The organism is Rhodanobacter sp. Root627 (genome assembly GCF_001427835.1).
In the GTDB taxonomy this organism is placed as follows: Bacteria; Pseudomonadota; Gammaproteobacteria; order Xanthomonadales; family Rhodanobacteraceae; genus Rhodanobacter; species Rhodanobacter ginsenosidimutans.
In genome coordinates this window covers 352,694-376,734 of the sequence record NZ_LMGW01000002.1, presented here as the reverse complement: position 1 = coordinate 376,734, position 24,041 = coordinate 352,694, and the positions used below count along the sequence as shown (strand labels likewise).

Below are 24,041 nucleotides of genomic sequence, written 5' to 3'. Positions count from 1 at the left end.
ACGCAATCAGAACTTGTAGCGGACACCAAGCCCGTAACGCGGATCCTGGTCGACCACTCGCACGAACTGCTTGCCTGTACGTCCATACCAGCGCACGTCTTCGCCGGTCAGGTTGATGCCTTCGAACTGGAACGACAGGTGATCGTTCAAGTCGTAGTTCACGCTCAGGTCGGTCTGGTGGTACTGAGCGACGTAGGTCGGGTTGGTGGCAGAGGCTGCCGTCAGGAACGAGGCACGCCAGTTGTAGGCCAGTCGTACGGAGAAGTTGTACTTCTCGTACATCAGCACGGCGTTGGCGCTGTCACTGAGGCCGAGCAGCGCGAACTGATCGACGCTCGGGTTGCCACCATTTTTGTAGTGAACGTCGCCGTCGACCTTGGTGTAGTTCGCCAGGATGCCGAAGCCGGTATCGCCGAGGAAGTACTGACCACCAAGCTCCCAACCGTGCAGCATGGCGCTGTGCACGTTGGCCTGCTTGGAGATTTTGTACATGTACAGCGGGTCGTCCGGGTTGGCGGTGACGTCGTGGCTGGATTCCAGATCCAGGTTCTGGGCGTCGGTGCCGTTGAAATCGGCCAGACCGCCGTTCCACTTATTGGTCGACCCCTGAAGGTCGATCAACGAGATCGCGTCGAACAGGGTCGTGTCGTTGATTGCGCATGGCGCCCCTACCTGAGCTGCACACTGTGCGCTTCCCAGGAAAGCCTGGGCCTGCAGAGCACGCGGGCCCGAGGTCGGGTCACGCTGGTCGTACAGGCTTCCGTCCGACACCGTGGTGCCGATGAAGTTGCTGACGCGCTTGTCCCAGAACGTTACCGACACGTAGCTCGACTTGGCGAAGTACCAGCCCAGGCCGAGGTCCAGGTTGTCTGATTCGAGCGGCTTCAGGCCCGGGTTGTTGCTGGCACCGGTAGCCTGCGACGAGGGGTTGACCAGGATGGAGCCGCTCGGGTTGCCTACGGTGGAGCCCGCGTACAGGTTGCTGTACGGCGAACGTGCAAGGGTCTTGCTGTACGAAGCGCGGCCCTGCAGCGCGTCGGTGAAGTCGATGCTGAAGTCGACGTTAGGCAGCAGGTTGCTGTAGCTGCCGCTTCCGGTGATGGGCTGCACAGTTGCGCCGGACGGGTTCTGGAAGTCGTTGTTGGACAACCAGAGAATGCCGCTCGGCAACGCGAGCTGCGTTTTGGAGCTCACGTCGGTCTGCTCGTAGCGCATGCCGAAACGCGTGGTGGTCGGCAGGTCGCCCAACTGGCCTTCCAGCACGAGCTGTGCGTACGCAGCCTTCGTGTTCTCGACCACGGTGTTGTCGGCCGCCAGGGTCTCCCTGACCATGTAGTTGGTGCCCGGGTACTGGCTGACCGCAAACTTGGCCAGGTCGTCGGCGTTGCCGATCCAGGTGCTCTGCGCGATACCGTTGGTGTTGAAGTCATTGAACAGGCCGGCCGTGTTGACCTGGTGAACGAGACTATCTGCCAGGTCCGGATATGCGCCAGCGTCATTCACGCTCCAGTCGCCCATCGCTTGATAGTTCTGGGCCGCCTGGGTGCGATGCAGCTTGGTCTTCATGATGTCGGCACCGAACTGGAACCGACCGTTGTCGAACTCCAGCTCACCGCCGAACTTCGCTTCCTTGACTTCGGTCTTCTGCGATTGCGCGTCGATGCGCACGGGCTGGATGCCGAGATTGTTGACGCCGAACGGCTGGTTGACCAGGCCAGGACCGGTGGAGTCCGTGGTCGGGTACCAGGTGCGGGTGGCAATGGGCAGGCTGTTGTTGAAATGGTATTCCTGCGCCCACGAGCCGCCGCACTGCGGGCCGGTCGCGCAATTGTTGGTGCCCGCGAGGCCTACAGCCGTGGCGCCGCCACCGGTAAGCCCGTCATTGGGTACGCTCTGGCTCTTCGCATCGTGCAGATCAAGCGTCAGCTTGAGGCTGTCGGTGGCCTGCCACTCGGTATTGAAGCCGATATCGTCCAGCTTGTACCTCTGGGCGTTGTGCTGCTGCTCCATGCCGAAGTCTTTGGTCTGCACGACATCGCGAATGTACGTCGGCGTAGCCACAGCGCCGCTGGTGTCGAACGTCACGTCGCTGAAGTGCTGCTGCTGCAGCCACATCGACTGCTCACCGCGGTTGGAGGTGAGATCGTACCGGGAATACAGGTAGTCCAACGTCATGGTCAGGCCGTCGACCGGAGCAAGCTGCAGCACGGCATGAGCGTTCGTGCGCTTGCTCTCGAAGTCGTTGACCGCATAACGAACGTCGTTCGGCATGCCGTAGAGCTGGCCGATAGCCGGTGCGTTGGTGACGTTGGTGACGGCACCCTTGGTGGGGTCGAAATTGAAGCCGTTGGCGAAACCAGTCCAGGGCTGGATGGCCCAGTTGTTCTCGGTCGCTTCCACCGCGCCGCCGTGACGCTTGGCGAAGCTGGCGTCGAGACCGATACCCCAGGTCTTGTCCGGGTTCGCGTAGCTGAAGTTGCCCGAGAATTCCGGCGTGATGCTGGTATCGAACGGCTGCGACTTGTCGAGCGTGGCCTTCGAACCGACCGAACCGATGAGCTTGCCGCCTTCATGGTTGAACGGGCGATCGGTCCGGATGTCGATGGTGGCACCAATACCGCCGCTGGCGACGTCGGCACGACCGGTCTTGTAGACCTCCAGCGAGCTGACACCGTTGGGCGACAGCTGGGCGAAGTTGAACGAACGCGTACCGCCGTTGACGCCGCCGATCGGAACCTGGCCGGCGGCACCGAAGGCGTCCGCGCCAGGAACGGTGCGGCCGTCGATGGTGATGAGGTTGAAGTCCGGGCCGAAGCCACGCACGGTGACCTGCGAGCCTTCGCCGTTGCGGCGGTCGATCGACACGCCGGTGATGCGCTGCAGCGATTCGGCCAGGTTGGTGTCCGGCATCTTGCCGATGTCTTCGGCGCTGACCGCATCGACACCGCCGATGGCGTAACGCTTGATGTTCATCGACTGTTCGAGACTGTTACGCACGCCGCTGACCGTCACGGTCTGCAGCGTGGTCGGATCGTTGTGCGTACCCGCCGTCTGCGCTGCCGGTGCGGCCGGCTGCGTGTCCTGCGCGTAGAGCGGGTTGATGATGACGGCACCACCGACGATGGTGAACATCACCTTCGACCTGAGGTGCTTAAACTTGTTGTGGTTCATTCGTGTGCACTCCCCTTCCAATTAATTGAACTCAATAGCAAACAATGGTGCGTGCGAAGTTTCTTATCCACGTTGTGGGTCCACCCACTTCATGGCCTTCAACCAAGTTCGCGCCACCGAATTCCGGTCCGGCATTCAGGTGACTGCTGGTTGACCAATAGACGTTTCCATCCCCGAAACGCCTGCGGACGCTGGTCCGCCTTTTCTGCCTCCCTCGGACTCCCCGAACAACCTCAGTCGGACGCCTGTGGGCACCCTTTGTCCCGTTGACTCGCCCACCGAACGCATATGTGCGTTGGACGGATGGCGAGTGCAGCTGATGTTAGCGTTAACATCTTTATCACAGCCCACATGCCCTGTCCAGCGCTGTCACGTCAGTGATCAGGACACGCGAAACGCCAGCGCCGATGTTGTCGGAACTGGCGGCAATCGTTGCCTCTCGTGCAACGGGATGTGCGGAATAGCGATGACCCATTTCCGGTGAGTTCCCCGCGAAAGCGCTTCTGTAGCGACGGTGTACATGAGTGTGACAGCGCTGTCAATTTTTCGTAATATGGCCTTCGGGAATCCGCATGGCAGCGTCAAACAGGGGAAGATGCCGGGCTGATATATGCATATGCCAAATGGTTATGCCGGCAGCCTCGGTTGAACCCAGGGGAAGGGGCATTTCATTGATGGATACCAGGGGAGGTTGCCGATGAGGGCGCGCATCGAGGACGTGGCGCGGGAAGCCGGGGTATCCCCGAAGACGGTTTCGCGCGTGCTCAACAATGAGCCGAACGTCCGGAATGAAATGCGCGAGCGCATTCTTGCGGCCGTGGAGATGCTTGGGTATCGCCCCAATCCGTCCGCGCGCAGTCTCGCCAGCAACCGGGCGTTCCTGGTTGCCTTGTTGTACGACAACCCGTCACCCCATTACGTCATGGAAGTTCAGCAGGGGGCGCTGGAGGCTTGTGACGCGCATCAGTACAGCATGATGGTTCGGCCGCTCGTATCGGGCGCACCCGATTTCGTCGAGAGGGTGGACGTGTTGATATCGCAGTTCAGGCCGGACGGCCTGCTGTTGACGCCACCTATCTGCGACCATCCGGCGTTGCTGGATATGCTTCGCACCCGCAATGTCCCCTGGGCGAGCATCTCGCCCAAAAACTACACCGAAGGTGTGGGTGCCACGCTGGACGAGCGTTCGGCGTCCTGCGAAATGGTGCTGCATCTCGCGTCGCTGGGGCATCGGCGGATTGCCCACATCACCGGGCACCCGACGCATGGTGGCAACGTGTGGCGCTTGCGCGGCTATCGTGACGGCCTTGAGCAGGCGCACCTTGCCTACGATCCGGAACTGGTTGTCGAAGGCCGGTTCTCTTTCGATTCGGGCGTGGCGGGAGCGCGTCGCCTGTTTGGGCTGGAACACCGGCCCACGGCGATTTTCGGCGCCAATGACGACACGGCCGCGGGCATCCTCTGGGCGGCGGCCGAACGGGGGCTCAAGGTGCCGAAGGACCTTTCCGTTTGCGGCTTCGATGACATCCCGCTTGCGCGCCAGGTATGGCCCGCGCTGACCACGGTGCGTCAACCCAGTCAGGACATGGGGCGGATCGCTGCGATGCAATTGCTTCGCACCATCAAGAGTGGGAAGCCGGGCCAGATGGTGTCGGTGCCGTATACGTTGCGCCTGCGACAGTCCACGGGGGCGGCGCCCAGACGCGTGCGCCCCTGACGCGAGGGAGGATTCGCCCGGGCGTTTTTTTGGAACGCGTTGCGCCGCCGCGGTTGATTGACAGCGCTGTCACATTCGGCAAATACTCGAACGGATACGAGGTCGTGTGGCAATCACGCCATGGCGCACAGCTGGGGAGAGTCACCATGCAGCTTGTCTTTCGTGATCGACGGGTGTCGATCAAACGGGCTTTCACGACGGCAGGAGCGCTGGTCTGCGCTTTCACCGTGGCCAGCGCCTGCAGCGCGGACGTCAAGCCCACACCGACCGATGGGGTGCACTCGGCCGTAGTGCACCCGGACGCATGGCCCAGGGTGAAGTGGCCGTTCGCGCACGATGCGGCGCTGGAACAGCGCGTGAAAAGCCTGCTGGCCAAAATGTCGGACGAAGACAAGGTAGGCCAGATCATCCAGGCCGACATCGCCAGCGTTACCCCGGACGAGGTGCGCAAGTACCGGCTGGGCTCGATCCTGGCGGGGGGCAACTCCAAGCCCGGCGGCAAGCTGTCCGGCGGCCAGGCCTGGCTGGAATTGTCTGACGCGTTCTATCACGCGTCCGTCGACACCTCCGACGGTGGCCTGGGGATACCCGTGCTGTTCGGCGTGGACGCCGTGCATGGCCACAACGATGTGGTCGGCGCCACGATCTTCCCGCAGAACTCCGCGCTGGGCGCCATGCGCGATCCCGCGCTGGTTGCCGAAATCGCCGCCGCCACCGCCGAGGAGGCGCGTGCGACGGGCATCAACTGGACGTTCGCGCCCACGCTCACCGTGCCGCAGGATGATCGTTGGGGCCGTGCGTTCGAGGGTTATTCGGAAGATCCGGCCGTGGTGGCGAGCTATGCCGCCGCCGTGGTCGAAGGCTTGCAGGGCAAGCCGGGTAGTGCCGACTTCCTCGACAATGCGCATGTTATTGCGTCGGCCAAGCATTTCGTGGGCGACGGCAGCACCAAGGACGGCAAGGACCAGGGCGACGCCGAAGTCAGCGAGGAGAACCTGCGCGACGTGGCCTCCGCCGGCTACCCGCCGGCCATCGCCGCCGGCGTGCAGACCGTCATGGCGTCGTTCTCCAGCTGGAACGGCGAGAAGATGTCCGGCCACAAGGGCCTGCTGACCGATGTGCTGAAGGGACGCATGGATTTTCAGGGCTTCGTCGTTGGCGACTGGAATGGCCACGGCCAGGTGCCCGGCTGCACCAATGAGGATTGCCCGCAGGCGATCAATGCCGGCATGGACATGTTCATGGCGCCGGACAGCTGGCGCGGGCTGTACAAGAACACGCTGGCGGAAGTGAAGTCCGGGGTGATTCCGATGTCGCGGCTGGATGACGCGGTATCCCGCATCCTGCGCGTAAAGATGCGCCTGGGCCTGTTCGACAAGGGTTCGCCGTCGTCGCAGATTTCGAACAACCCGTCCTATGCCCTGGGCAGCCCGGAGCATCGTGCCATCGCACGGCGCGCGGTTCGTGAAACGCTGGTGCTGCTGAAAAACCACAACGGCATCCTGCCGCTGAACCCGAAGCAGCGGATCCTGGTGGCCGGCGATGGCGCGGACAACATTCCCAAGCAGTCCGGTGGCTGGACCTTGACCTGGCAGGGCACCGGCACCACCAACGCCGATTTCCCGAATGGCCAATCCATCTGGGGTGGCATCCACGAGCAGGTTGTGGCCGCCGGTGGTACGGCGCAGTTGTCGGTGGACGGCAAGTACACCCAGAAGCCCGACGTTGCCATCGTGGTCTACGGCGAGAATCCGTACGCCGAATTCCAGGGCGACATCCCCAACCTGTTGTTCTCGCCTGGCGACAGCAGCAACCTGGACATGATCAAGCGCCTGCGCGCGCAAGGGATTCCGGTGGTATCGGTGTTCCTGTCCGGGCGGCCGTTGTGGGTGAACCCCGAAATCAACGCGTCCAACGCGTTCGTGGCGGCATGGTTGCCCGGTTCCGAGGGCGGCGGCGTGGCCGACGTGATCCTGCGCACCGCAGCCGGCGCGATCAACCATGATTTCCACGGCAAGCTGGCGTATTCGTGGCCGCGTACGGCCGTGCAGACGCCGCTCAACGTGGGCCAGAAAAACTACAACCCGCAGTTCGCGTTCGGTTATGGCCTGACCTACAAGGACAAGGACACGCTCGGCACGTTGTCGGAAGTTTCCGGCGTCAAGAACAGTGCTGTTGCACCGGGTCTTTACCTGCAGCGGGGCAAGCCTGTCACCGGGCTGACGCTGCAATTGACGGGGGCCGATGGCGCCACCCTCGACGAGGTTGTCGCACCGGCACGTTCGCGCGACGGCAGCATTCGCCTCACGGCCATCGACTACCAGGCGCAGGAAGACGCCCGCCGTGTCGAGTGGTCCGGCGCTGGCGCCGCTTCGGTGGCACTGCATGCGGCATCGAAGCTGGATCAGGATCGCCAGACCAATGGCGACGTTTTGCTGGTGACCACCATGAAGGTGGATGCGCTGGCTCCGGGCAAGGTCAGCCTTGCCGTCGCTTGCGGTGCCAAGTGTGGCGCCAGCGTACCGCTGGATGCCACGCTGGCGACCTTGCCCAAGGGCGAATGGCTGCGCGTTGGCGTCCCGCTGAAGTGCTTCCGCGAGGCCGGAGCGGACATGACGCGGATCGATGTGCCGTTCCGCCTGCAGAGCGCGGCCAAGGCCACGCTGTCGATTGCCCGGGTGGCATTGGGTACGGACGTGGACAAGCTGGTAGCTTGCCCCACCCATTGAAATATCCGGTCGCGCGTGCGGGGCGCGCGACTTTTTCCGCTCGACCGCAGCGGCAGGTCTGTCTGCCGCCTGCATAACAACAATCCATAGAAGTCGAACGTTTATCGAATACGGGGAATGACATGAACGCTATCGCTGAACCGGTTACTGCGCGTCCAAAAACCACCGTGGTGTTTACCTGCGTGCTCGCCGCGCTGGCCGGGCTGATGTTTGGCCTGGACATCGGCGTGATTTCGGGCGCCACCCAATTCATCCAGAAGGAATTCCTGATCGACGACCACATGATCGAGTGGATCGTCAGCTCGATGATGCTGGGCGCGGCGATCGGCGCGCTGGGTGCGGGCTGGATGTCCTCCACGCTGGGGCGCAAACGGTCGCTGATCCTGGCCGCCGTGATGTTCGTGGCCGGCTCGCTGCTCAGCGGTGGCGCATGGTCGCCGGAGACGCTGATCGCGGCACGCGTGATCCTGGGCCTCGCCATCGGCGTGGCCACCTTCACCGCACCGCTGTATCTGGCCGAAGTGGCGCCGGAGAACATCCGCGGCGCGATGATCTCGCTATACCAGCTGATGATCACCACCGGCATCCTGGTGGCGTTCCTGTCCGACACGGCCTTCAGCTACACCGGCAACTGGCGCTGGATGCTGGGCATCATCGCGATCCCCGGCGTCCTGTTTCTGCTTGGCCTGTTTTTCCTGCCGGAAAGCCCGCGCTGGCTGATGATGCGCGGACGCAAGCAGGCGGCAACCGACGTGCTGCAGAAGCTGCGTGGTGATGCCGAGCATGTCAGCAACGAAGTGGCCGACATCGAAGAACAGCTGAAGACGCCGCAGAAGGGCTGGCACCTGTTCCTCGAAAACCGCAATTTCCGCCGCTCGGTGGGCCTGGGCGTGTTGCTGCAGGTGGTCCAGCAGCTGACCGGTATCAACGTGGTGATGTACTACGCGCCGCGCATTTTCCAGGACATGGGCTATGCCACCGCGGCGCAGATGTGGTTTACCGCCGCGGTGGGCCTGACCAACATGCTGGCTACGTTCATCGCGATCGGCTTCGTGGATCGACTCGGCCGCAAGCCGATCCTGTATGCGGGTTTCAGCGTGATGGCGATTGGCCTGGGTCTGGTCGGCACGATGATGCATCTGGGCATCACCACGCATGGCGAGCAGATCTTCACCGTGGCCATGCTGCTGGTGTTCATCGTGGGCTTCGCGATGTCGGCCGGTCCGCTGATCTGGACGCTGTGCTCGGAAGTGCAGCCGCTGAAGGGCCGCGATTTCGGTATCGGCGCCTCGACCTTCACCAACTGGGTCGCCAACATGATCGTGGGCGCCACGTTCCTGACCTTGCTCAACGGCATCGGCAACGCGGCCACGTTCTGGCTGTATGGCGCGCTGAACGTGGTGTTCATCCTGATCACGTTCTTCCTGATCCCGGAAACCAAGAACGTCACGCTGGAGCAGATCGAGCGCAACCTGATGTCCGGCAAGCCGCTGCGTGACATCGGCCAGTAAGTACACGGCGCATCATTATTGAAACGGCAGAGGCCCCGCATGCGGGGCCTCTTGCTGTCAGCCGTCCGGTCGCGTCAGCTACTCGTCATCAAACCCGGTGTAATCCTCGGGGAAGACCGGCGTACCGTCGTCCTCCAGGCCCAGCATGTCGGTGAGCGCCTTGGCGGCGGCGGCTTCCGCCACATCACTTGCCCGGAAACTGCGGTTTTCGCAGATCGCGTAATAGACAGGAAAGCCGTTCTTGCTCGGCGTCACCGCGAGGTAGGCGGTATAGCGCGAGCCTTCCAGCGTGGCGCCCGAGCGTACCGTGAAGTTGGGGAACTCGCGTTCGGCCATGGTTCCTGTCCCGATGAAAACCCGCAGTGTATAGCGCGCCGCCAGTGCGTCATCATGGAAGGATGATTGGTGATGACTGTTCCGTGCCGCGCATCGTGCTGGATACCAATGTGTGTCTGGACCTGCTGGTGTTCCGCGACCCCGCCTGCATGCCGTTGCACGACGCACTGCAGCGCGGCGCGGTACACGCCATGACCCGGCCGGATTGCCGCGATGAATGGCTGCGCGTGCTGCACTATCCCGGCTTGCCGGTGGATGACACTTCCCGGCCGGCGCTGGTGGCCGCCTTCGACGCCTTGAACCACCTTGCGCCTGCACCGCTGACGGATGCGGTGGCGCTGCCGTTGCCGCGCTGCGCCGATCCCGACGACCAGAAGTTTCTGGAACTGGCCCTGGAAACGGGAGCAAGGTGGCTGCTCAGCAAGGACAAGGAATTGCTGAAGCTGGCCAGCCGCGCCCAGCGCGACTGCCGGTTTGCGATCCTGCAGCCGCAGGCGTGGTCGCTGGTTGAACCGTCGCCTCGTGCGACCGATCGCGTGTCGTAACTGCACCCAAGCCGGAGAGATGTGCCGATGCTCGTTCCCCACACCATCGACTGCCCGTATTGCGGCGAGCCGATCGATATTTTTCTCGATGCCTCGGTTCCCCATCAGCGCTATATCGAGGATTGCCAGGTCTGTTGCCGGCCGATCACGCTGGATGTGAGCGTGGACGAGGAGGGCGTGCCGAGCGTCCACGCCAGCGGCGAAAACGACGCCTGAACGAACGGCAGCGCGCCGTTCAGTACGTCGTGCCGATAACGGCGATGCCGCCGGCGTGCAGCGCGTCGCGCGTGACGTCATCGCTCTGCGGGGTGACCGGGCGGCTGAGATCCCACAGCAGGCTGGCACGGAATCCCAGCGCGACCGCGTCCTGTGCGGTCCACAACACGCACACGTCGCGCGCCAGCCCGCAGACGTGCACTTCGGTGACGCCACGGTCGCGCAGCCAGCCGGCCAGCCCCGTACTGGGGCGTTCGCCTTGCGGGCCGTGGTTTTCGCGAAACCCGCTGTAGGAGTCGACCTCGCGATGACTGCCCTTGCGGATCACCGCATCGACGGCCGACCAGTCGATGCCCGGATGCAGCGCGGCGCCCGGCGTACCCTGCACGCAATGATCCGGCCACAGTGTCTGCGGCTGGCCATGCAGCAGGATCTGGCCGAACGCCTCGGTGCCCGGATGCGAGCTGGCGAAGGAAGCGTGTCCCGAAGGGTGCCAATCCTGGGTGGCCACCACGTGGCGATAGCGGCCATGACGGAGCAGTCGATCGATGCCCGGCACGATGGCGTCGCCCTGGTGGCACGCCAACGCGCCGCCGGGCATGAAGTCCGGCTGCACATCCACCACGATCAGCGCGGTATCGGCAGGCATGAAGGGTTTCGTCGCATGGTTGGACACAATCACGGATTCTAGCTTGAGCCCTGGTTTGGCCGATGGGTGCGTGAACCGGCAGGCATAATGCGGCAGCCAATCACTCAAACGGAGCCGAAATGCAGTATGACCAAACGTGGATGGGCTATGGCATCGTCGGTGGTTTGCAGGCCGGCGCGATTGCCGCCCTGGCTGCCATGCTCCTGTTTGGGTTTTTCCACTGGTTGGGTCGCCGCAACGGATGGAGCTACGGCCCGCAGATCGGCTGGACCTTTCTGTCGGCGGCGGTGCTGACGGTCAGTGGCGATCTGTGGAATCTGTTCTATTTCAATTACGCCCAGCTGCAATCGTTGCAGTTGCTCAAGGCCAAGTTGGCGATGGTGCATGACCCGGACGGCATCGGCCTTCGGGTGCTGTGCGAATTCCTTGGCGTGGGGGTCGGCATAGCCATGGGGTGGCTGTTGTCGCCGCACGGTGGTCTCGGTCATTTTCGCCGCAGCAAATGACGATGCCTGGTGGCTTGGTCGCCATCGCGAGCCGGACTTTCGGCGCACAAAAAAATCCCCGCATGGGGCGGGGAAAGCGGATGCGGGGAGGTTGAAGCATCCACGACAGTTAGTGTCGCCTAAGGAATATCGAACGAGCGTTCAAATACTGTAAAAACGGTGTTTATCCGCGAAGATCCTGAGACTTTGCGCACATTCCAGCCCTCTGCCCGCCGTCTGTCGGCTTTGGTCCCTGGCGGACTTGCCCCGCGCCGCAGCGGAGCATCGGGCGCAAACGCCGATTCCGGGACGTCGCGCATGAAAGCCCGGCAGGGCGGATCTCCGCTTCGCATCCGGCTCCAGTATTCTTGCCGCCATGCCCACCTTCTCCCGCATCGCTACCGACACCGGCTACAGCTTCGGTGATGAACTGGCTGCCAGCATCATCCACGGCGTGGGCATCGTGCTCAGTATCGCGGGGCTGGCCATCCTGGTGGCTTTCGCCTCCTTGCACGGTGATATCCGGGTGGTGGTGGCCAGTGCGGTCTATGGCGCGACGCTGGTGTTGCTGTACACCGCGTCCACGCTTTATCACTCGATCCCGCTCGCCTCCGCCAAACCCACGCTGCGGGCGCTCGACCATATTGCGATCTATCTGCTGATTGCCGGCACGTATACGCCGTTCACCCTGATCGCCATGCCCGATCCCTGGGGCTGGCGCCTGTTTGCCGCGGTGTGGGCGCTGGCGTTGCTGGGCAGCGTGCTGGAGCTGGGCCTGCTCAAGCGCTATCACCGGTGGGCGGTGGTGTTGTATGTGGGCATGGGCTGGATCGGCGTGGTGGCGTTCAAACCGTTGAGCGAGCACCTGCAGCTGGGCGGCACGCTGCTGCTGCTCGGCGGTGGCCTGGCCTACACCTTGGGCGTGCCGTTCTACCTGTGGCGGCGGCTGCCGTATCACCACGCCTTGTGGCACGTCTTCGTGCTGGCCGGCAGCGTGCTGCATTTTCTGGCGGTGGTGCTGTACGTGATTCCGGATGCGGTGGCCTGACCCGGCTCAACCGAACAGCAGGGCCAACCCGAACAACCCCACCATCACGAACGAAATCACCAGCTTGACGAGCGTGCCGAACAGCAGGCCAAGCCAGGTGCCGACACCTACATGCGTGGCCCGCAGCACGCTGTTGCCCGAGGCAAGTTCGCCGATCAGCGCGCCGGCGAAGGGGCCGATCAGCAACCCCGGGATACCGAAAAACATGCCGACGACCGTACCCAGCGCCGCACCCCACAACGCCCGCCGGCTGGCGCCGACGCGTTTGGCGCCCAGCGTGCTGGCGACGAAATCGACCGCGATGCCGGCAACGCCGAGCGCGCCGATGACCACCAGCCACCACACGCCAAGATGTCGGTAGCCGTCGACCGCCGCGGCCAGCCAGATGCCGCCGAACACCATCGGAATACCCGGCAGCACGGGCAGGATCGAGCCGAGCAGTCCACCGACGATCAATGCGGCGGCCAGAACGTACAACGCCAGTTCCATCGAAGCTCCCCCTGCCGGATTCATGCGGCGCGATAGTCCGCAACCTTCATCAACGATGCGCCATCATGGGCCGATGCGCGTGTCGACGAGGTCAGCTTGAACATTCCCGAGGCCACTGTACTCAAAGCCGATGAACTGGGTCGTATCGAGATGGCGGTGCACGAGGGTGTGTCGGTGATACGGCGCGACATTCGGGCCGCCCGCTGGTGGGCGCGACCGCTGGCGCGTCGCGCGGCAGCGCGGGAGGCACGGGCGCTGGTGCGGCTTGCCGACGTGGCCGGTGTACCGCGATTGCTCGGCTGGGACGGTGCGGTGTTGTTGCGCAGCTACATTCCCGGCGCGCCGATGCAGCAGGCACGGCCGACCGATCGCGACTATTACCGCCAGGGGTTGTTGTTGCTGTCGCAATTGCACCGTCGTGGCGTGGTGCACAACGATCTGGCAAAGGAGCCCAACTGGCTGGTGAGCGAGGACGGCAGCCCCGCGCTGGTGGATTTCCAGATTGCCTGGACGCGCGGTCGCCGCGGCGCGCTTTATCGAATCCTGGCGCGGGAAGACCTGCGCCACCTGCTCAAACACAAGCGTACGTATTGCCCGCAGGCGTTGAGCACTCGCCAGCGCGCGATCCTGAACACCCCCGCGCCGCATTCGCGTTTGTGGCGCGCCACGGGAAAGCGCCTGTACAAGCTGATTGCGCGCCGTCTTTTCGGCTACTGGGACAACGAAGGGAAAGGTCGCGTGCGCGAGTGACCCGTTTGCATGCGTCTCCCGCTTGCCGACAGGCGGTTTATTTCTCGACGAACGCGCGCTCGATCACGTAATCACCCGGCTCCCGCGTGCGCGGCGAGGGCTGGAAGCCGCGACCATCCAGCAGGGTGGCTAGATCCTCCAGCATCGCCGGGCTGCCGCAGAGCATCACGCGGTCGGTCTCCGGGTTGAGCGGGGGCAGGCCGGTGACGCGGCTCATCACACCGTCGGCGATCGCATCGGTAATTCGGCCGCGGTTGGTGAAAGCTTCGCGGGTCACTGTGGGGTAATAAATCAGCTTCTCGCGGATGAGTTCGCCCAGATATTCGTGCTGCGGCAGTTCGCGCTCGAGGTAGTCGGCATAGGCGAGGTCGCTCACCGTGCGCACGCCGTGCGCCAGCACGATCCGGTCGAAGCGCTCGTAGGTTTCGGGGTCGCGAACCAGGCTGAGGAACGGCGCCAGGCCGGTGCCCGTGCCCAGCAGATAAAGATGCTTGCCTGGCTTGAGATCGTTGAGCACCAGCGTACCGGTGGGTTTGCGGCTGACGATCACCGGGTCGCCCGGCTGCAGGTGTTGCAGGCGCGAGGTGAGCGGCCCATTCGGCACCTTGATGCTGAAGAACTCCAGGTGCTCTTCGTAGCTGGCGCTGGCGATCGAATACGCGCGCAGCAGCGGACGGCCATCCACCTCCAGCCCCATCATCACGAAATGGCCGCTGTCGAAGCGGAAGCCCGGGTCGCGCGTGGTGCGGAAGCTGAAAAGCGTGTCGTTCCAGTGGTGCACGTCAATCACGTGCTCGGTCGCCATTGCCACCATGATCTTTACCGTCGGTCGATGAACAGGAGTGCCATACGGTGGCGTCCGGCCCGGGCCGGATGACAAACTCGCGTGGGGAGGGCGGGCATGGCCGCGGTGCCTGACGAGTGCTGCGCAGCCGCGCAACCGTGACGGCGCATTATGCCACGCCGGGGGCCGCCACCACGATTTCATCACGCCGCCGGGGTGCGGCGAATTGGCCGTGGTCGCCAGGAAATGTCGCGGTCGCCGACGGCGCATTCAGGGCAGGTGAACAGGGAAAGTTCGAAAGTGAGACTCAGTAGACAGCGCGCTATCATGTTGCGTTGACCCGCAATGCTCGCGGTGTTGCTGGTGGGCGTGGCGTCTTTTCCGATGGACATCAGAACGGGAAGTTATGCATGCGGAATCTTGAAGAAGCCAGGATCGCCATTGTCGGGCTCGGTTACGTTGGTTTGCCGTTGGCCGTCGAGTTTGGCAAGCACTACAAGACGATGGGTTTCGATATCAATGCGGCGCGGGTGGATGCGCTGCGCGCCGGCCGCGATGCCACGCTGGAGGTCGATGCCGAGGAGCTGGCTGCAGCGACGCATTTGCGCTTCAGCTCGCAGATGGACGATCTGCGCGACTGCAACGTCTATATCGTCACCGTGCCCACGCCGATCGACTCGGCCAAACGGCCCGACCTCACGCCGCTGATCAAGGCCAGCGAAACGCTGGGCAAGGTACTGAAGCGTGGCGATGTCGTGGTGTACGAATCCACCGTGTATCCGGGCTGCACCGAGGAAGTGTGCGTGCCGATCCTGGCCAAGGGCTCCGGCCTGGTCTTCAACCAGGATTTCTTCGCCGGCTACAGCCCGGAGCGGATCAATCCCGGCGACAAGCTGCACCGGGTGACCAGCATCCTCAAGGTAACGTCCGGCTCGACGCCGGAGGTGGCCGACTTCGTCGATCACCTGTATGGCTCGATCATCACCGCCGGCACGCACAAGGCCAGCTGCATCAAGGTGGCCGAGGCGGCCAAGGTGATCGAAAACACCCAGCGCGATCTCAACATCGCACTGGTGAACGACCTGGCGATCCTGTTCAACAAGCTGGGCATCGACACGCTGGAAGTACTGCAGGCGGCCGGTACCAAGTGGAATTTCCTGCCGTTCCGGCCGGGTCTGGTCGGCGGGCACTGCATCAGCGTGGATCCGTACTACCTCACCCACAAGGCGCAGGAAGTGGGCCATCACCCCGACGTGATCCTGGCCGGGCGCCGCACCAACGACAGCATGGGCCCGTACATCGCCAACGAGGTGATGCGGCTGATGGTGTGCAAGGGGATCAACCCGGTCGGTGCGCGCGTCCTGCTGCTTGGGCTGGCGTTCAAGGAAAATTGCCCGGACCTGCGCAACACCCGCGTGGTCGACATCGTGCACGCGTTGCGCGGCTACAACGCCAACGTGGATGTGTACGACCCCTGGGTCAGCGCCGATGAGGCGCAGCATGAATACGGCATTCGGCCAGTGTCCGAGCCACAGCAAGGCACCTACGATGCCGTTGTCGTGGCGGTGGGCCACAAGCAGTTTGTGGCGCTGGGTGAAACAGGCATCCGTGCATTCGGCAAGCCCGACATGGTGCTTTACGACGTCAAATACGTACTGCCACGCGAAGCCGTGGATGGGAGACTGTGATGACCACGATCGAAGCCGGGCTGCCGGCAACACTGCAGGCACGGGTGCGCGCCGAGACCGCTCCGTGGCTGGTTACCGGTGCCGCCGGGTTCATCGGTTCCAACCTGGTCGAGACGCTGTTGCGGCTGGGCCAGCGCGTGGTCGGGCTGGACAACTTCGCCACCGGCCATCAACGCAATCTGGATGAGGTGCAGCAGCTGGTCGGCGCCGAGGCGTGGTCGCGGTTCCGCTTCATCAAGGGCGACATCCGCCGCCCCGAGGATTGCCAGGCCGCCTGCGCCGGCGTGCGCCATGTGTTGCATCAGGCGGCGTTGGGTTCGGTGCCGCGCTCGATCGAAGATCCGGTGGACACCCACTCGGCCAATGTCACCGGTTTCCTCAACATGCTGGTGGCCGCGCGCGACGCGGGCGTGGCCAGTTTCACCTACGCGGCGTCCAGCTCCACTTATGGTGACGAGCCGACGATGCCCAAGGTGGAAGACCGCATCGGCCGTCCGCTGTCGCCGTATGCCGCCACCAAACTGTTCAACGAGCTCTACGCCGAAGTCTTCGCCCGCTGCTACGACTTCAAGGCCGTGGGGCTGCGCTACTTCAACGTGTTCGGTCGCCGCCAGGACCCCGATGGCGCGTACGCGGCGGTGATCCCGCAGTGGCTGGCGGCGATGATCCGCGGCGACGACGTGTTCATCAACGGCGATGGCGAAACCAGTCGCGACTTCTGCTACGTCGCCAACGCGGTGCAGGCCAACCTGCTGGCGGCGCTGGTGGTCGACCCCGATTGCGAGCCGGTGTTCAACGTTGCCGTGGGCCAGCGCGCCACCCTCAACGAGCTTTTCGAAAGCCTGGCGAGCCAGTTGGGCGGAGAAGGCGTGAGTTACGACAGGAAGCCTGTCTATCGTGATTTCCGTGTTGGTGATGTACGCCATTCGCTGGCTGATATCGGTCGTGCCAGCGCGCATCTGGGTTACACGCCTACACACACCTTGCAACAAGGCTTGGGCGAGGCCATGCGCTGGTACGTAAATTTCATCAGGCAACAGACAGCCAATCAGGTCTGAACGCATGCTGCGCCGGTCTGGTCAGGCTGGGCGAATGCCTGCCCGGTGTTAGTGACGAGCGGCCTGCGTGACCTGCAGCTTCGTTGGTCGCACGGGTATCTGGCCACGTGCCGCTGGAGGGGACACACGACTTTTGGCGTCCGCCCCGATAGCATCCTTATCCGCATGCTGGCGACTTGGCGAGGCGACAGCGGCACTGTTTTCGGGGAACATACACGCATGTTTGCCGTTTCCCCACGCCCCCTGCCACTGTCGCTAGCTGCTGCCGACTGGCGCGTCTGCATCGCCCCGATGATGGACTGGACCGACCGCCATTGCCGCTATTTCCACCGCCTGCTGTCGCCGCGGGCGCGCTTGTATACCGAGATGGTGACCAGTGCGGCGCTGGTGCGTGGCGGGCAGCTGCGGTTGCTGGAGCACAGCCAGCAGGAGCATCCGTTGGCGTTGCAGCTGGGCGGCAGCGATCCGCGCGAGCTGGCGCTGGCGGCGCGGCTGGGCGCCGATGCGGGTTACGACGAGATCAACCTCAATGTCGGCTGTCCGTCGGATCGGGTGCAATCGGGGCGCTTCGGCGCCTGCCTGATGCGCGAGCCCGCGCTGGTGGGCGATTGCGTGCGGGCGATGCAGCAGGAGGTGGACATCCCGGTCACCGTGAAATGCCGTATCGGCGTGGACGACCAGGACGACTACGCCGATCTGCAGCATTTCACCGAAACCATGCTGGAGGTGGGCGTGGGCGTGCTGGCGGTGCATGCGCGCAAGGCCTGGCTGCAAGGGCTGTCGCCGAAGGAGAACCGCGACGTCCCGCCGCTGGATTACGAACGGGTCTACCGGCTGAAGCGCGAGTTTCCCCAGCTGATCGTGATCATCAATGGCGGCATCGTCACGCTGGAGCAGGTGCAGGCGCATCTGCGCCAGGTGGATGGCGTGATGCTCGGTCGGGCGGCGTACCACGATCCTTACCTGCTGGCGCAGATCGAGGCGGCGCTTTACGGTCAGCCGCTTCCTTCGCGCAGCGACATCCTCGGGCACATGCGGCCTTATATCGAGGCGGAGCTGGCGCGCGGGACTGCGCTGAAGCACGTCAGCCGGCACCTGCTGGGGCTTTATCAGGGCGAGCCGGGTGCGCGCGGGTTTCGCCGTGTCATCAGCGAGAACGCGCACCTGCCGGAGGCGGGCTGGAACGTGCTGGAACAGGCGGCGTTGCAGGTCAATTGATGGGTGGCGTCGACGCGCCCGGCCGGGCGCTATTCAGGCCTTGTTACCTAGGCTGCACAATTGGGCAGGTAACGTGCGGGCGGTTGAGAATGAACATGGGCAGGAGCGTGGCGCTGACGGCGCTGCTGATGTGGGCCTTCGCGGCCATGGCCGAACCACCGGCGACGCCGGCGGTGACGCTGGATCAGGCGGTGAGGCAGGTGCAGAGCGATACCGGCGGCAAGGTATTGTCGGCCGAGCCGCATCGCCTCGGTCGGCGCCTGGAGTACCGCATCAAGGTGCTCACGCCGGAAGGACATGTGCGGGTGGTCGCGGTATCGTCGGAAACGGGAAAGACACCGGGCTCGACCCGGTCAACCAGAAGTTCGTCCGGCAAGGCCGGAGGCAGCAAGGAGAAACACTGATGCGCATCCTGTTGGTGGAGGACGAGGCGCCATTGCGCGAGACGCTGGCGGCCCGCCTGAAGCGGGACGGTTTTGCGGTTGACGCGGCGCAGGACGGCGAAGAGGGCATCTACCTGGGGCGGGAGGTGCCGTTCGACCTGGCGATCATCGACCTGGGCCTGCCCAAGATGTCGGGCATGGAGCTGGTCAAGGCGTTGCGCGAGCACGGCCAGCGTTATCCCATCCTGATCCTCACCGCGCGGGGCAGCTGGCAGGACAAGGTCGAGGGGCTGAAGCACGGCGCCGACGATTACCTGGTCAAGCCGTTCCACGTCGAGGAACTGCTGGCGCGCATCAATGCGCTGGTGCGTCGCGCCAGCGGCTGGTCCAAGCCGGTACTGGCCTGCGGCGTGATCAAGCTCGACACCACGGCCCAGACGGTGTCGGTGGAAAGCAAGCTGGTGGATTTGACCAGCTACGAATACAAGGTGCTGGAATACCTGATGCTGCATGCGGGCGAGCTGGTGTCCAAGGCCGACCTCACCGAGCACATCTACCAGCAGGATTTCGACCGCGACTCGAACGTGCTGGAAGTGTTCATCGGCCGCCTGCGCCGCAAGCTGGACCCGGAAGGCACCCTCAAACCCATCGAGACGGTACGTGGACGCGGATATCGCTTTGCCATCCCGCGCACCGACGGCGACGACGAATAACCCGGTACCGCCGCGCCGCCCGCTGTCGCTGGCGGCGCGCGCGGCGATCGCCACCGGCTTTGCGCTGGCGGCGTTCCTGGGCATCGTCGGGCTGACCCTGTCGCAGGCCCAATACCGGGCCGCGCGCAGCAGCCTGCAGGATCGGCTGCAGAATTTCGTGATCGCCTACCTGGCCGGCACCGAGGTGACCCGGTATGGCAAGGTGTTGCTGCCCGATTCCCCGCCCGACCCCAATTTCATGCGGCCCGGCTCCGGCCTGTACGCGATGGCGCTGGGCGAGCGTGGCTACCACTGGGAGTCCTCGTCGGCGATCGGCCGTGATTTCCATTTCCTGAAGCCGCTGCAGCCGGGCGAAAGCCAGTTCGTGGGCCCCGTCGATACCCGCATGGGCCGGCTCTATTACTACGCTTACGGCGTGGCCTTCGACAGCTCGGACAACCGCTCGGTCAAGCTCACCTTCATGGTGGCGCAGACGGAGGATCAGTTCGAAGGCGAGAACGCGGTGTACCGGCGCACCCTGGTGATGTGGCTGGCGATCCTGGGCGTGATGCTGATCGTGCTGCAGATGCTGTTGCTGCGCTGGAGCCTCACCCCGCTGCGCAAGGTGGCCAACGACATGAGCCGGGTCGAGCGCGGCGACAGCGAGCACCTGGACAGCCAGTATCCTCTGGAGTTGACTGGCCTCACACACCGCATCAACGCCTTCATCGACAACGAGCGCGAGCAGCGCACGCGCTATCGGCACACCCTGGCCGACCTGGCGCACAGCCTGAAGACGCCGCTGGCAGTGATCCGTTCGCAACTGGAAACCACCGGCGAGGAAGAAGAGCGGCGCAGCGCCGTGCTCGACCAGGTGCGCCGGATGGACGAGCTGGTGGCCTACCAGTTGTCCCGCGCGGCCACCTCAGGACGGCAGACGTTCGCCAGCGCGGTGCCGATCGCCGGCCACGCCGAGGATCTGGTGCAAAGCCTGGAAAAGGTCTACGCCGCCAAGAACGTCTTGTGCGAATTCGATATCGACGAAGGCGCCGTGTTCTACGGCGAGCAGGGCGACCTGCTGGAGTTGCTCGGCAACCTGCTGGAGAACGCCTTCAAGTGGGCCAACCACCATGTGTTGCTGGTGGTGAAATCAGAGCCGCAGCCCGGTCGCCTGCGGCCGAACCTGGTGCTGAGCGTGGAAGATGACGGCCCCGGCATCGAGGAAGACAAGATCGACAAGGTCTTGCAGCGTGGCGTGCGCGGCGACGAGAGAGTGCAGGGCCATGGCATCGGGCTGTCCATCGTGCAGGACATCGTGCGGGCTTATCGCGGCGAGTTGGGCGTGGACCGCTCGCCGGAATTCGGCGGTGCCCGCTTCTGCGTGAAGTTGACCCACGCCTGAGCGCGGCGGCTTTCGGTTACTGGATCGAGCCCGGCAGCAGCGACTGCCAACCCAGGTGCGAACGACGGCCGGAAGTGGATGGCGTGGCCGATCCCCCGCCGGAACGGTTGCTGTGCGTATCCGGCCGATTGGTGTCGTTTCCGGCCGCTTCGTCCGGCGTCGGGCATTCGCGTGCGGGGCAGGCGCCATCGGCGTCCGCCACGATGCGCGCCCCACGGTCAGGCGACATGCGCGCGCTGGTGGTGGGGTCGGCCTGATTGGCGTGCACGGTCAGCGTGGCGGCTACGCCCGCCAAGCCCACCACACAGCCAATGAACCAATGTTTTACATTCATGGCGACTCAAATCCTTGATCCGCATGCGAAGGTCCGGGATCGTGTCAGAAATGTTCGGACAGTGCCAGTGCCTTGAATAACTTGGTTTTAACAACTGGATCTGCCGCTCCCTGAACTGTCCCGTTACTATTTGCGCAATGTGCATTTCTCTCTCCGTTTCACTACGGTCCCGCCGTTCCCGCGCCGCCACGAGCGGCGGTTTCTGATGGCGATCGAGGCGTTGCTGCCGCTGTTGGCCAGCGGGGAGACGGTGTCTGGCGTGGAATTGGCGGCGCGGGCCGGATTGACCCGTGCGGCCATCTGGAAGCAGATCGAAACCCTGCGTGCGCTCGGCTTGCCGGTGGAATCGGGCGGCGCCGGTTACAAGGTGCCGTGGCCGCTGCAGGTGCTGGATGCCGCGCGCATTCGTGCCTCGCTGAGCGCCGATCATGTTGCCGCCCTGGGCGGGCTTGAGGTGCACTGGCAACTCGATTCCACCTCCAGCGAATTGCAGCGGCACATCGCTGCCGCCGCGGACCTCAGCATGGTGTTTGCCGAAACCCAGAGCGCAGGGCGCGGACGCCGCGGGCGTACCTGGCTGTCGCCGCCCGGGCTCAACATCCATCTGTCCTGCCTGAAGCGTTTCGATGCCGGTTTCGCCGCCTTGTCCGGCCTTTCCCTCGCCATCGGCGTGATGGTGCTGCGCGCGCTGGAGCAACTGGGCATCGCGGGGGCCGGGCTGAAATGGCCCAACGACGTGCTCGCCACGAAAGGCAAGCTCGCCGGTGTGTTGGTGGAACTGAGCGGGGAATACCAGGGGCCGTGTGCGGCGGTGATCGGCGTAGGTCTCAACGTGCGTCTGACGCCGCAATTGCGCGAGCAGGCGGGACAGCCGGTATGCGATCTCGCTGCACTGGCTGATGGAACACCGCCGGATCGCAACCGCGTGGCCGCCGCGCTGGTCGGGGCATTGATCGACGGTCTGCAAGCGTTCGAGCGCGATGGTTTTGACGCCTTCGCCGCGGATTACGCGCGTTACGACCTGCTGCGTGGACAGCCGGTCACTGTCAGCGGTGGCCAAGGGGAATTCGAAGGTATCGGTGACGGCGTGGACAGCCGCGGCGCCCTGCTGGTGCGCCTGCCGGATGGCGAAAGGCGCAAGGTCGACAGCGCCGACGTCTCGGTGCGCCGCGCATGAAACTGCTGCTGGATATGGGCAACACCCGCCTGAAATGGGCGCTGACGTCGGACCGCTGGCTGGCGCACGGCGCCGTGGGTTGGAACGAGGACCTCGACGCGGCGCTGACCGAAGGACTGACGTCGTGGCCGCGCCCCGACATCGTGCTGGCCGCTTCGGTCGTGGATTCCACTCGTGAAGCCCTGATTGCCGCGATCGTCATGCGATTGTGCGCCCAGCCGATCCACTGGCGACGTTCGCCCGCGGCGGCCTGCGGCGTGCGCAATGCGTACGCCGAGCCGCAGCGGCTCGGCGTGGACCGGTTCCTGACGATGGTCGCGGCGCACGCGCATGGTGGCGGGCCCCACGTGTTGGCCGGCGTAGGTACGGCGTTGACCCTGGATGCGCTGGCAACCGACGGTCGCCACTTGGGCGGCTTGATCGCACCCGGACCGATGCTGATGCAGCAGACCCTGCTCAGCGCCACCGCACAGGTGCGGATGGACGCGGCGGGCCGGGTCCAGGAGCGGGCGGACAACACCACCGACGCGGTGGTGTCCGGCTGCTGGCTGGCGGCCGTGGCGCTGATCGAACGTTTTGTCGGACAGTCGGCCGATGACCTTGGTGCCCGCCCCACGCTGTGCCTCAGCGGCGGCGACGCGGAGCAACTGGTGCCGCTGCTGTCCATGCCGGCGCAGGTCACCCACAATGCGGTGTTGCGCGGCCTGGCGTTGTGGGCCGATGCGGACGAGTAGCATCCGGTGAAGGCGTTAGGCACGGGTATGGGGGTTCGATGTTTCTGCGTTTGATGTTCGTCTTGCTGATCGCCCTCAACATTGCCGTGGGCGCGTGGCTGCTGCTGGGCCAGCCTTATTCGCGCACCGGCATGGCTACCGACCCAGGCGTGCCCGAACTGCGCCTGCTGTCCGAATTGCCTGAGCCGGCCGCACCCGCGACCGTGCCTGATCCGGCTCCCACCGCACCTCCCGCTTCCGCGCCCCAACCGGTGGTCGCGGCGAAGATCGAAGGCCCGGCGCCCGCGCCATCGTGCGTGGCGCTGGGCCCGTTCACCACGCCGGAGGATGTGCGGCGGGCGCGGGAAGCCCTCTCGGGCCAGGCCCGGCGCATGCGCTCGCGGCAGGAGCAGGTCAATCAATCGCATGGCTGGTGGGTTTATCTGCCCGCCATGGCCACCCGCGCCCAGGCGCTGGCGCGGGCACGCGAACTGGCCGAGCACCACATCGACGACTATTTCGTGGTCAGTTCCGGTGAACAGCCCAACACCATCTCGCTGGGCTTGTTCAAGGATCAGGGGAATGCGCGCAAGCGCCGCGCCGAGGTGATCGCCGCCGGTTTCCCGGCCCAGGTGACCGAGCGCAGCGAAACCGTGGCCGAATACTGGCTCGACCTGGTGCTGCCCGGTGATGCCGGCACCCGCTGGCGCAGCCGCGTGCCGCGCGGCATCGATTCCCGCCGCATCCCCTGTTTCTGAAGCGAGCCGCTCGCACATGGCCGGGAATAGCCCCGCCTGCTAGAATCCGCCGCCAGTGCGCCGGCATAGCTCAGTTGGTAGAGCAACTGATTTGTAATCAGTAGGTCCCGGGTTCGACTCCTGGTGCCGGCACCACACTCCCACACCGCTCACGTTTTGCCTATCGCGGCAACGGGTCTGTCACCAAA

At 64.4% G+C, this 24,041-nt stretch carries 23 protein-coding genes and 1 tRNA gene; 18 read left to right on the top strand and 6 right to left on the bottom strand.

What is annotated here, in order from left to right; all coding sequences use genetic code 11:
* Positions 1–6 precede the first annotated feature (6 nt).
* Complete coding sequence (locus ASD68_RS09050; protein ID WP_235578700.1) at positions 7–3,132, bottom strand: TonB-dependent receptor; 3,126 nt, start codon at positions 3,130–3,132, stop codon at positions 7–9.
* A 736-nt stretch (positions 3,133–3,868) separates the two neighbouring features.
* Here ASD68_RS09050 and ASD68_RS09045 point away from each other — a divergent pair.
* The 3 genes from ASD68_RS09045 to ASD68_RS09035 all read left to right on the top strand — a co-directional run bounded on the left by ASD68_RS09045 (position 3,869) and on the right by ASD68_RS09035 (position 9,128).
* The gene (locus ASD68_RS09045; RefSeq protein ID WP_056605914.1) at positions 3,869–4,888 is read left to right on the top strand and encodes a LacI family DNA-binding transcriptional regulator; all 1,020 of its coding nucleotides are present in this window, start codon (positions 3,869–3,871) and stop codon (positions 4,886–4,888) included.
* Between the two features lie 146 nt (positions 4,889–5,034).
* Positions 5,035–7,617 carry an exo 1,3/1,4-beta-D-glucan glucohydrolase gene (locus ASD68_RS09040; protein WP_056605912.1) on the top strand — a complete coding sequence of 861 codons (2,583 nt, stop codon included), beginning with the start codon at positions 5,035–5,037 and terminating at the stop codon, positions 7,615–7,617.
* Between the two features lie 122 nt (positions 7,618–7,739).
* On the top strand, positions 7,740–9,128 hold the full coding sequence (locus tag ASD68_RS09035) for a sugar porter family MFS transporter (RefSeq protein ID WP_056081920.1): 1,389 nt from the start codon (positions 7,740–7,742) through the stop codon (positions 9,126–9,128).
* 78 nt (positions 9,129–9,206) lie between these two features.
* On the opposite strand, the gene ASD68_RS09030 is transcribed toward ASD68_RS09035, so the two are convergent.
* Positions 9,207–9,464 carry a hypothetical protein gene (locus ASD68_RS09030; RefSeq protein ID WP_056081917.1) on the bottom strand — a complete coding sequence of 86 codons (258 nt, stop codon included), beginning with the start codon at positions 9,462–9,464 and terminating at the stop codon, positions 9,207–9,209.
* Between the two features lie 62 nt (positions 9,465–9,526).
* On the opposite strand from ASD68_RS09030, the gene ASD68_RS09025 reads away from it, so the two are divergent.
* Complete coding sequence (locus ASD68_RS09025; protein ID WP_056605909.1) at positions 9,527–10,009, top strand: PIN domain-containing protein; 483 nt, start codon at positions 9,527–9,529, stop codon at positions 10,007–10,009.
* Between the two features lie 27 nt (positions 10,010–10,036).
* Positions 10,037–10,225, top strand: a complete 189-nt coding sequence (locus ASD68_RS09020; RefSeq protein ID WP_056607429.1) for a CPXCG motif-containing cysteine-rich protein — start codon at positions 10,037–10,039, stop codon at positions 10,223–10,225.
* A 19-nt stretch (positions 10,226–10,244) separates the two neighbouring features.
* Here ASD68_RS09020 and pncA read toward each other — a convergent pair whose 3' ends face one another.
* Positions 10,245–10,874 (bottom strand): bifunctional nicotinamidase/pyrazinamidase, encoded by a 630-nt coding sequence (pncA, locus tag ASD68_RS09015; protein ID WP_056605905.1) that lies wholly within the window; start codon positions 10,872–10,874, stop codon positions 10,245–10,247.
* 140 nt (positions 10,875–11,014) lie between these two features.
* Between pncA and ASD68_RS09010 the strand changes: the two genes are divergently transcribed.
* A complete protein-coding gene (locus ASD68_RS09010) occupies positions 11,015–11,380 on the top strand; it encodes a hypothetical protein (RefSeq protein ID WP_235577600.1) in 366 nt (121 codons plus the stop codon).
* A 355-nt stretch (positions 11,381–11,735) separates the two neighbouring features.
* Positions 11,736–12,407, top strand: coding sequence for a hemolysin III family protein (locus ASD68_RS09005; protein WP_056605903.1), 672 nt, complete (start codon positions 11,736–11,738; stop codon positions 12,405–12,407).
* Positions 12,408–12,413: 6 nt separating this feature from the next.
* On the opposite strand, the gene ASD68_RS09000 is transcribed toward ASD68_RS09005, so the two are convergent.
* Positions 12,414–12,896 (bottom strand): DUF456 domain-containing protein, encoded by a 483-nt coding sequence (locus tag ASD68_RS09000; RefSeq protein ID WP_056081907.1) that lies wholly within the window; start codon positions 12,894–12,896, stop codon positions 12,414–12,416.
* Positions 12,897–12,992: 96 nt separating this feature from the next.
* Here ASD68_RS09000 and ASD68_RS08995 point away from each other — a divergent pair, with 96 nt between their 5' ends.
* The gene (locus ASD68_RS08995) at positions 12,993–13,646 is read left to right on the top strand and encodes an RIO1 family regulatory kinase/ATPase (protein ID WP_235578699.1); all 654 of its coding nucleotides are present in this window, start codon (positions 12,993–12,995) and stop codon (positions 13,644–13,646) included.
* A 37-nt stretch (positions 13,647–13,683) separates the two neighbouring features.
* On the opposite strand, the gene ASD68_RS08990 is transcribed toward ASD68_RS08995, so the two are convergent.
* Positions 13,684–14,460, bottom strand: a complete 777-nt coding sequence (locus ASD68_RS08990) for a ferredoxin--NADP reductase (RefSeq protein WP_056081905.1) — start codon at positions 14,458–14,460, stop codon at positions 13,684–13,686.
* 380 nt (positions 14,461–14,840) lie between these two features.
* Here ASD68_RS08990 and tviB point away from each other — a divergent pair, with 380 nt between their 5' ends.
* The 6 genes from tviB (at position 14,841) to ASD68_RS08960 (ending at position 20,871) form a co-directional block, all read left to right on the top strand.
* A complete protein-coding gene (tviB, locus tag ASD68_RS08985; RefSeq protein ID WP_056605901.1) occupies positions 14,841–16,118 on the top strand; it encodes a Vi polysaccharide biosynthesis UDP-N-acetylglucosamine C-6 dehydrogenase TviB in 1,278 nt (425 codons plus the stop codon).
* On the top strand, positions 16,118–17,176 hold the full coding sequence (locus ASD68_RS08980; RefSeq protein WP_056605900.1) for an SDR family oxidoreductase: 1,059 nt from the start codon (positions 16,118–16,120) through the stop codon (positions 17,174–17,176). The genes tviB and ASD68_RS08980 overlap by 1 nt, the downstream gene beginning before the upstream one ends.
* A 219-nt stretch (positions 17,177–17,395) precedes the next feature.
* Positions 17,396–18,394: a tRNA dihydrouridine(20/20a) synthase DusA gene (gene dusA, locus ASD68_RS08975; protein ID WP_056605899.1), complete on the top strand. Its 999-nt coding sequence runs from the start codon at positions 17,396–17,398 to the stop codon at positions 18,392–18,394.
* A gap of 89 nt (positions 18,395–18,483) precedes the next feature.
* Positions 18,484–18,798 (top strand): PepSY domain-containing protein, encoded by a 315-nt coding sequence (locus tag ASD68_RS08970; RefSeq protein ID WP_056605897.1) that lies wholly within the window; start codon positions 18,484–18,486, stop codon positions 18,796–18,798.
* Positions 18,798–19,490, top strand: coding sequence for a response regulator transcription factor (locus ASD68_RS08965; RefSeq protein ID WP_056081797.1), 693 nt, complete (start codon positions 18,798–18,800; stop codon positions 19,488–19,490). Before ASD68_RS08970 ends, ASD68_RS08965 begins: the two co-directional genes overlap by 1 nt.
* On the top strand, positions 19,456–20,871 hold the full coding sequence (locus ASD68_RS08960; RefSeq protein ID WP_056605892.1) for an ATP-binding protein: 1,416 nt from the start codon (positions 19,456–19,458) through the stop codon (positions 20,869–20,871). Before ASD68_RS08965 ends, ASD68_RS08960 begins: the two co-directional genes overlap by 35 nt.
* Before the next feature lie 16 nt (positions 20,872–20,887).
* Here the strand turns inward: ASD68_RS08960 and ASD68_RS08955 are convergent, their stop codons facing one another.
* The gene (locus tag ASD68_RS08955) at positions 20,888–21,205 is read right to left on the bottom strand and encodes a hypothetical protein (RefSeq protein ID WP_056605889.1); all 318 of its coding nucleotides are present in this window, start codon (positions 21,203–21,205) and stop codon (positions 20,888–20,890) included.
* Positions 21,206–21,410: 205 nt separating this feature from the next.
* Here ASD68_RS08955 and ASD68_RS08950 point away from each other — a divergent pair, with 205 nt between their 5' ends.
* The 4 genes from ASD68_RS08950 (at position 21,411) to ASD68_RS08935 (ending at position 23,988) form a co-directional block, all read left to right on the top strand.
* A complete protein-coding gene (locus tag ASD68_RS08950; protein WP_056605886.1) occupies positions 21,411–22,382 on the top strand; it encodes a biotin--[acetyl-CoA-carboxylase] ligase in 972 nt (323 codons plus the stop codon).
* The gene (locus ASD68_RS08945; protein ID WP_056605883.1) at positions 22,379–23,116 is read left to right on the top strand and encodes a type III pantothenate kinase; all 738 of its coding nucleotides are present in this window, start codon (positions 22,379–22,381) and stop codon (positions 23,114–23,116) included. The genes ASD68_RS08950 and ASD68_RS08945 overlap by 4 nt, the downstream gene beginning before the upstream one ends.
* Before the next feature lie 38 nt (positions 23,117–23,154).
* The gene (locus tag ASD68_RS08940) at positions 23,155–23,853 is read left to right on the top strand and encodes an SPOR domain-containing protein (RefSeq protein ID WP_056605880.1); all 699 of its coding nucleotides are present in this window, start codon (positions 23,155–23,157) and stop codon (positions 23,851–23,853) included.
* 59 nt (positions 23,854–23,912) lie between these two features.
* A tRNA-Thr gene (locus ASD68_RS08935) sits at positions 23,913–23,988 on the top strand.
* Positions 23,989–24,041: the final 53 nt, after the last annotated feature.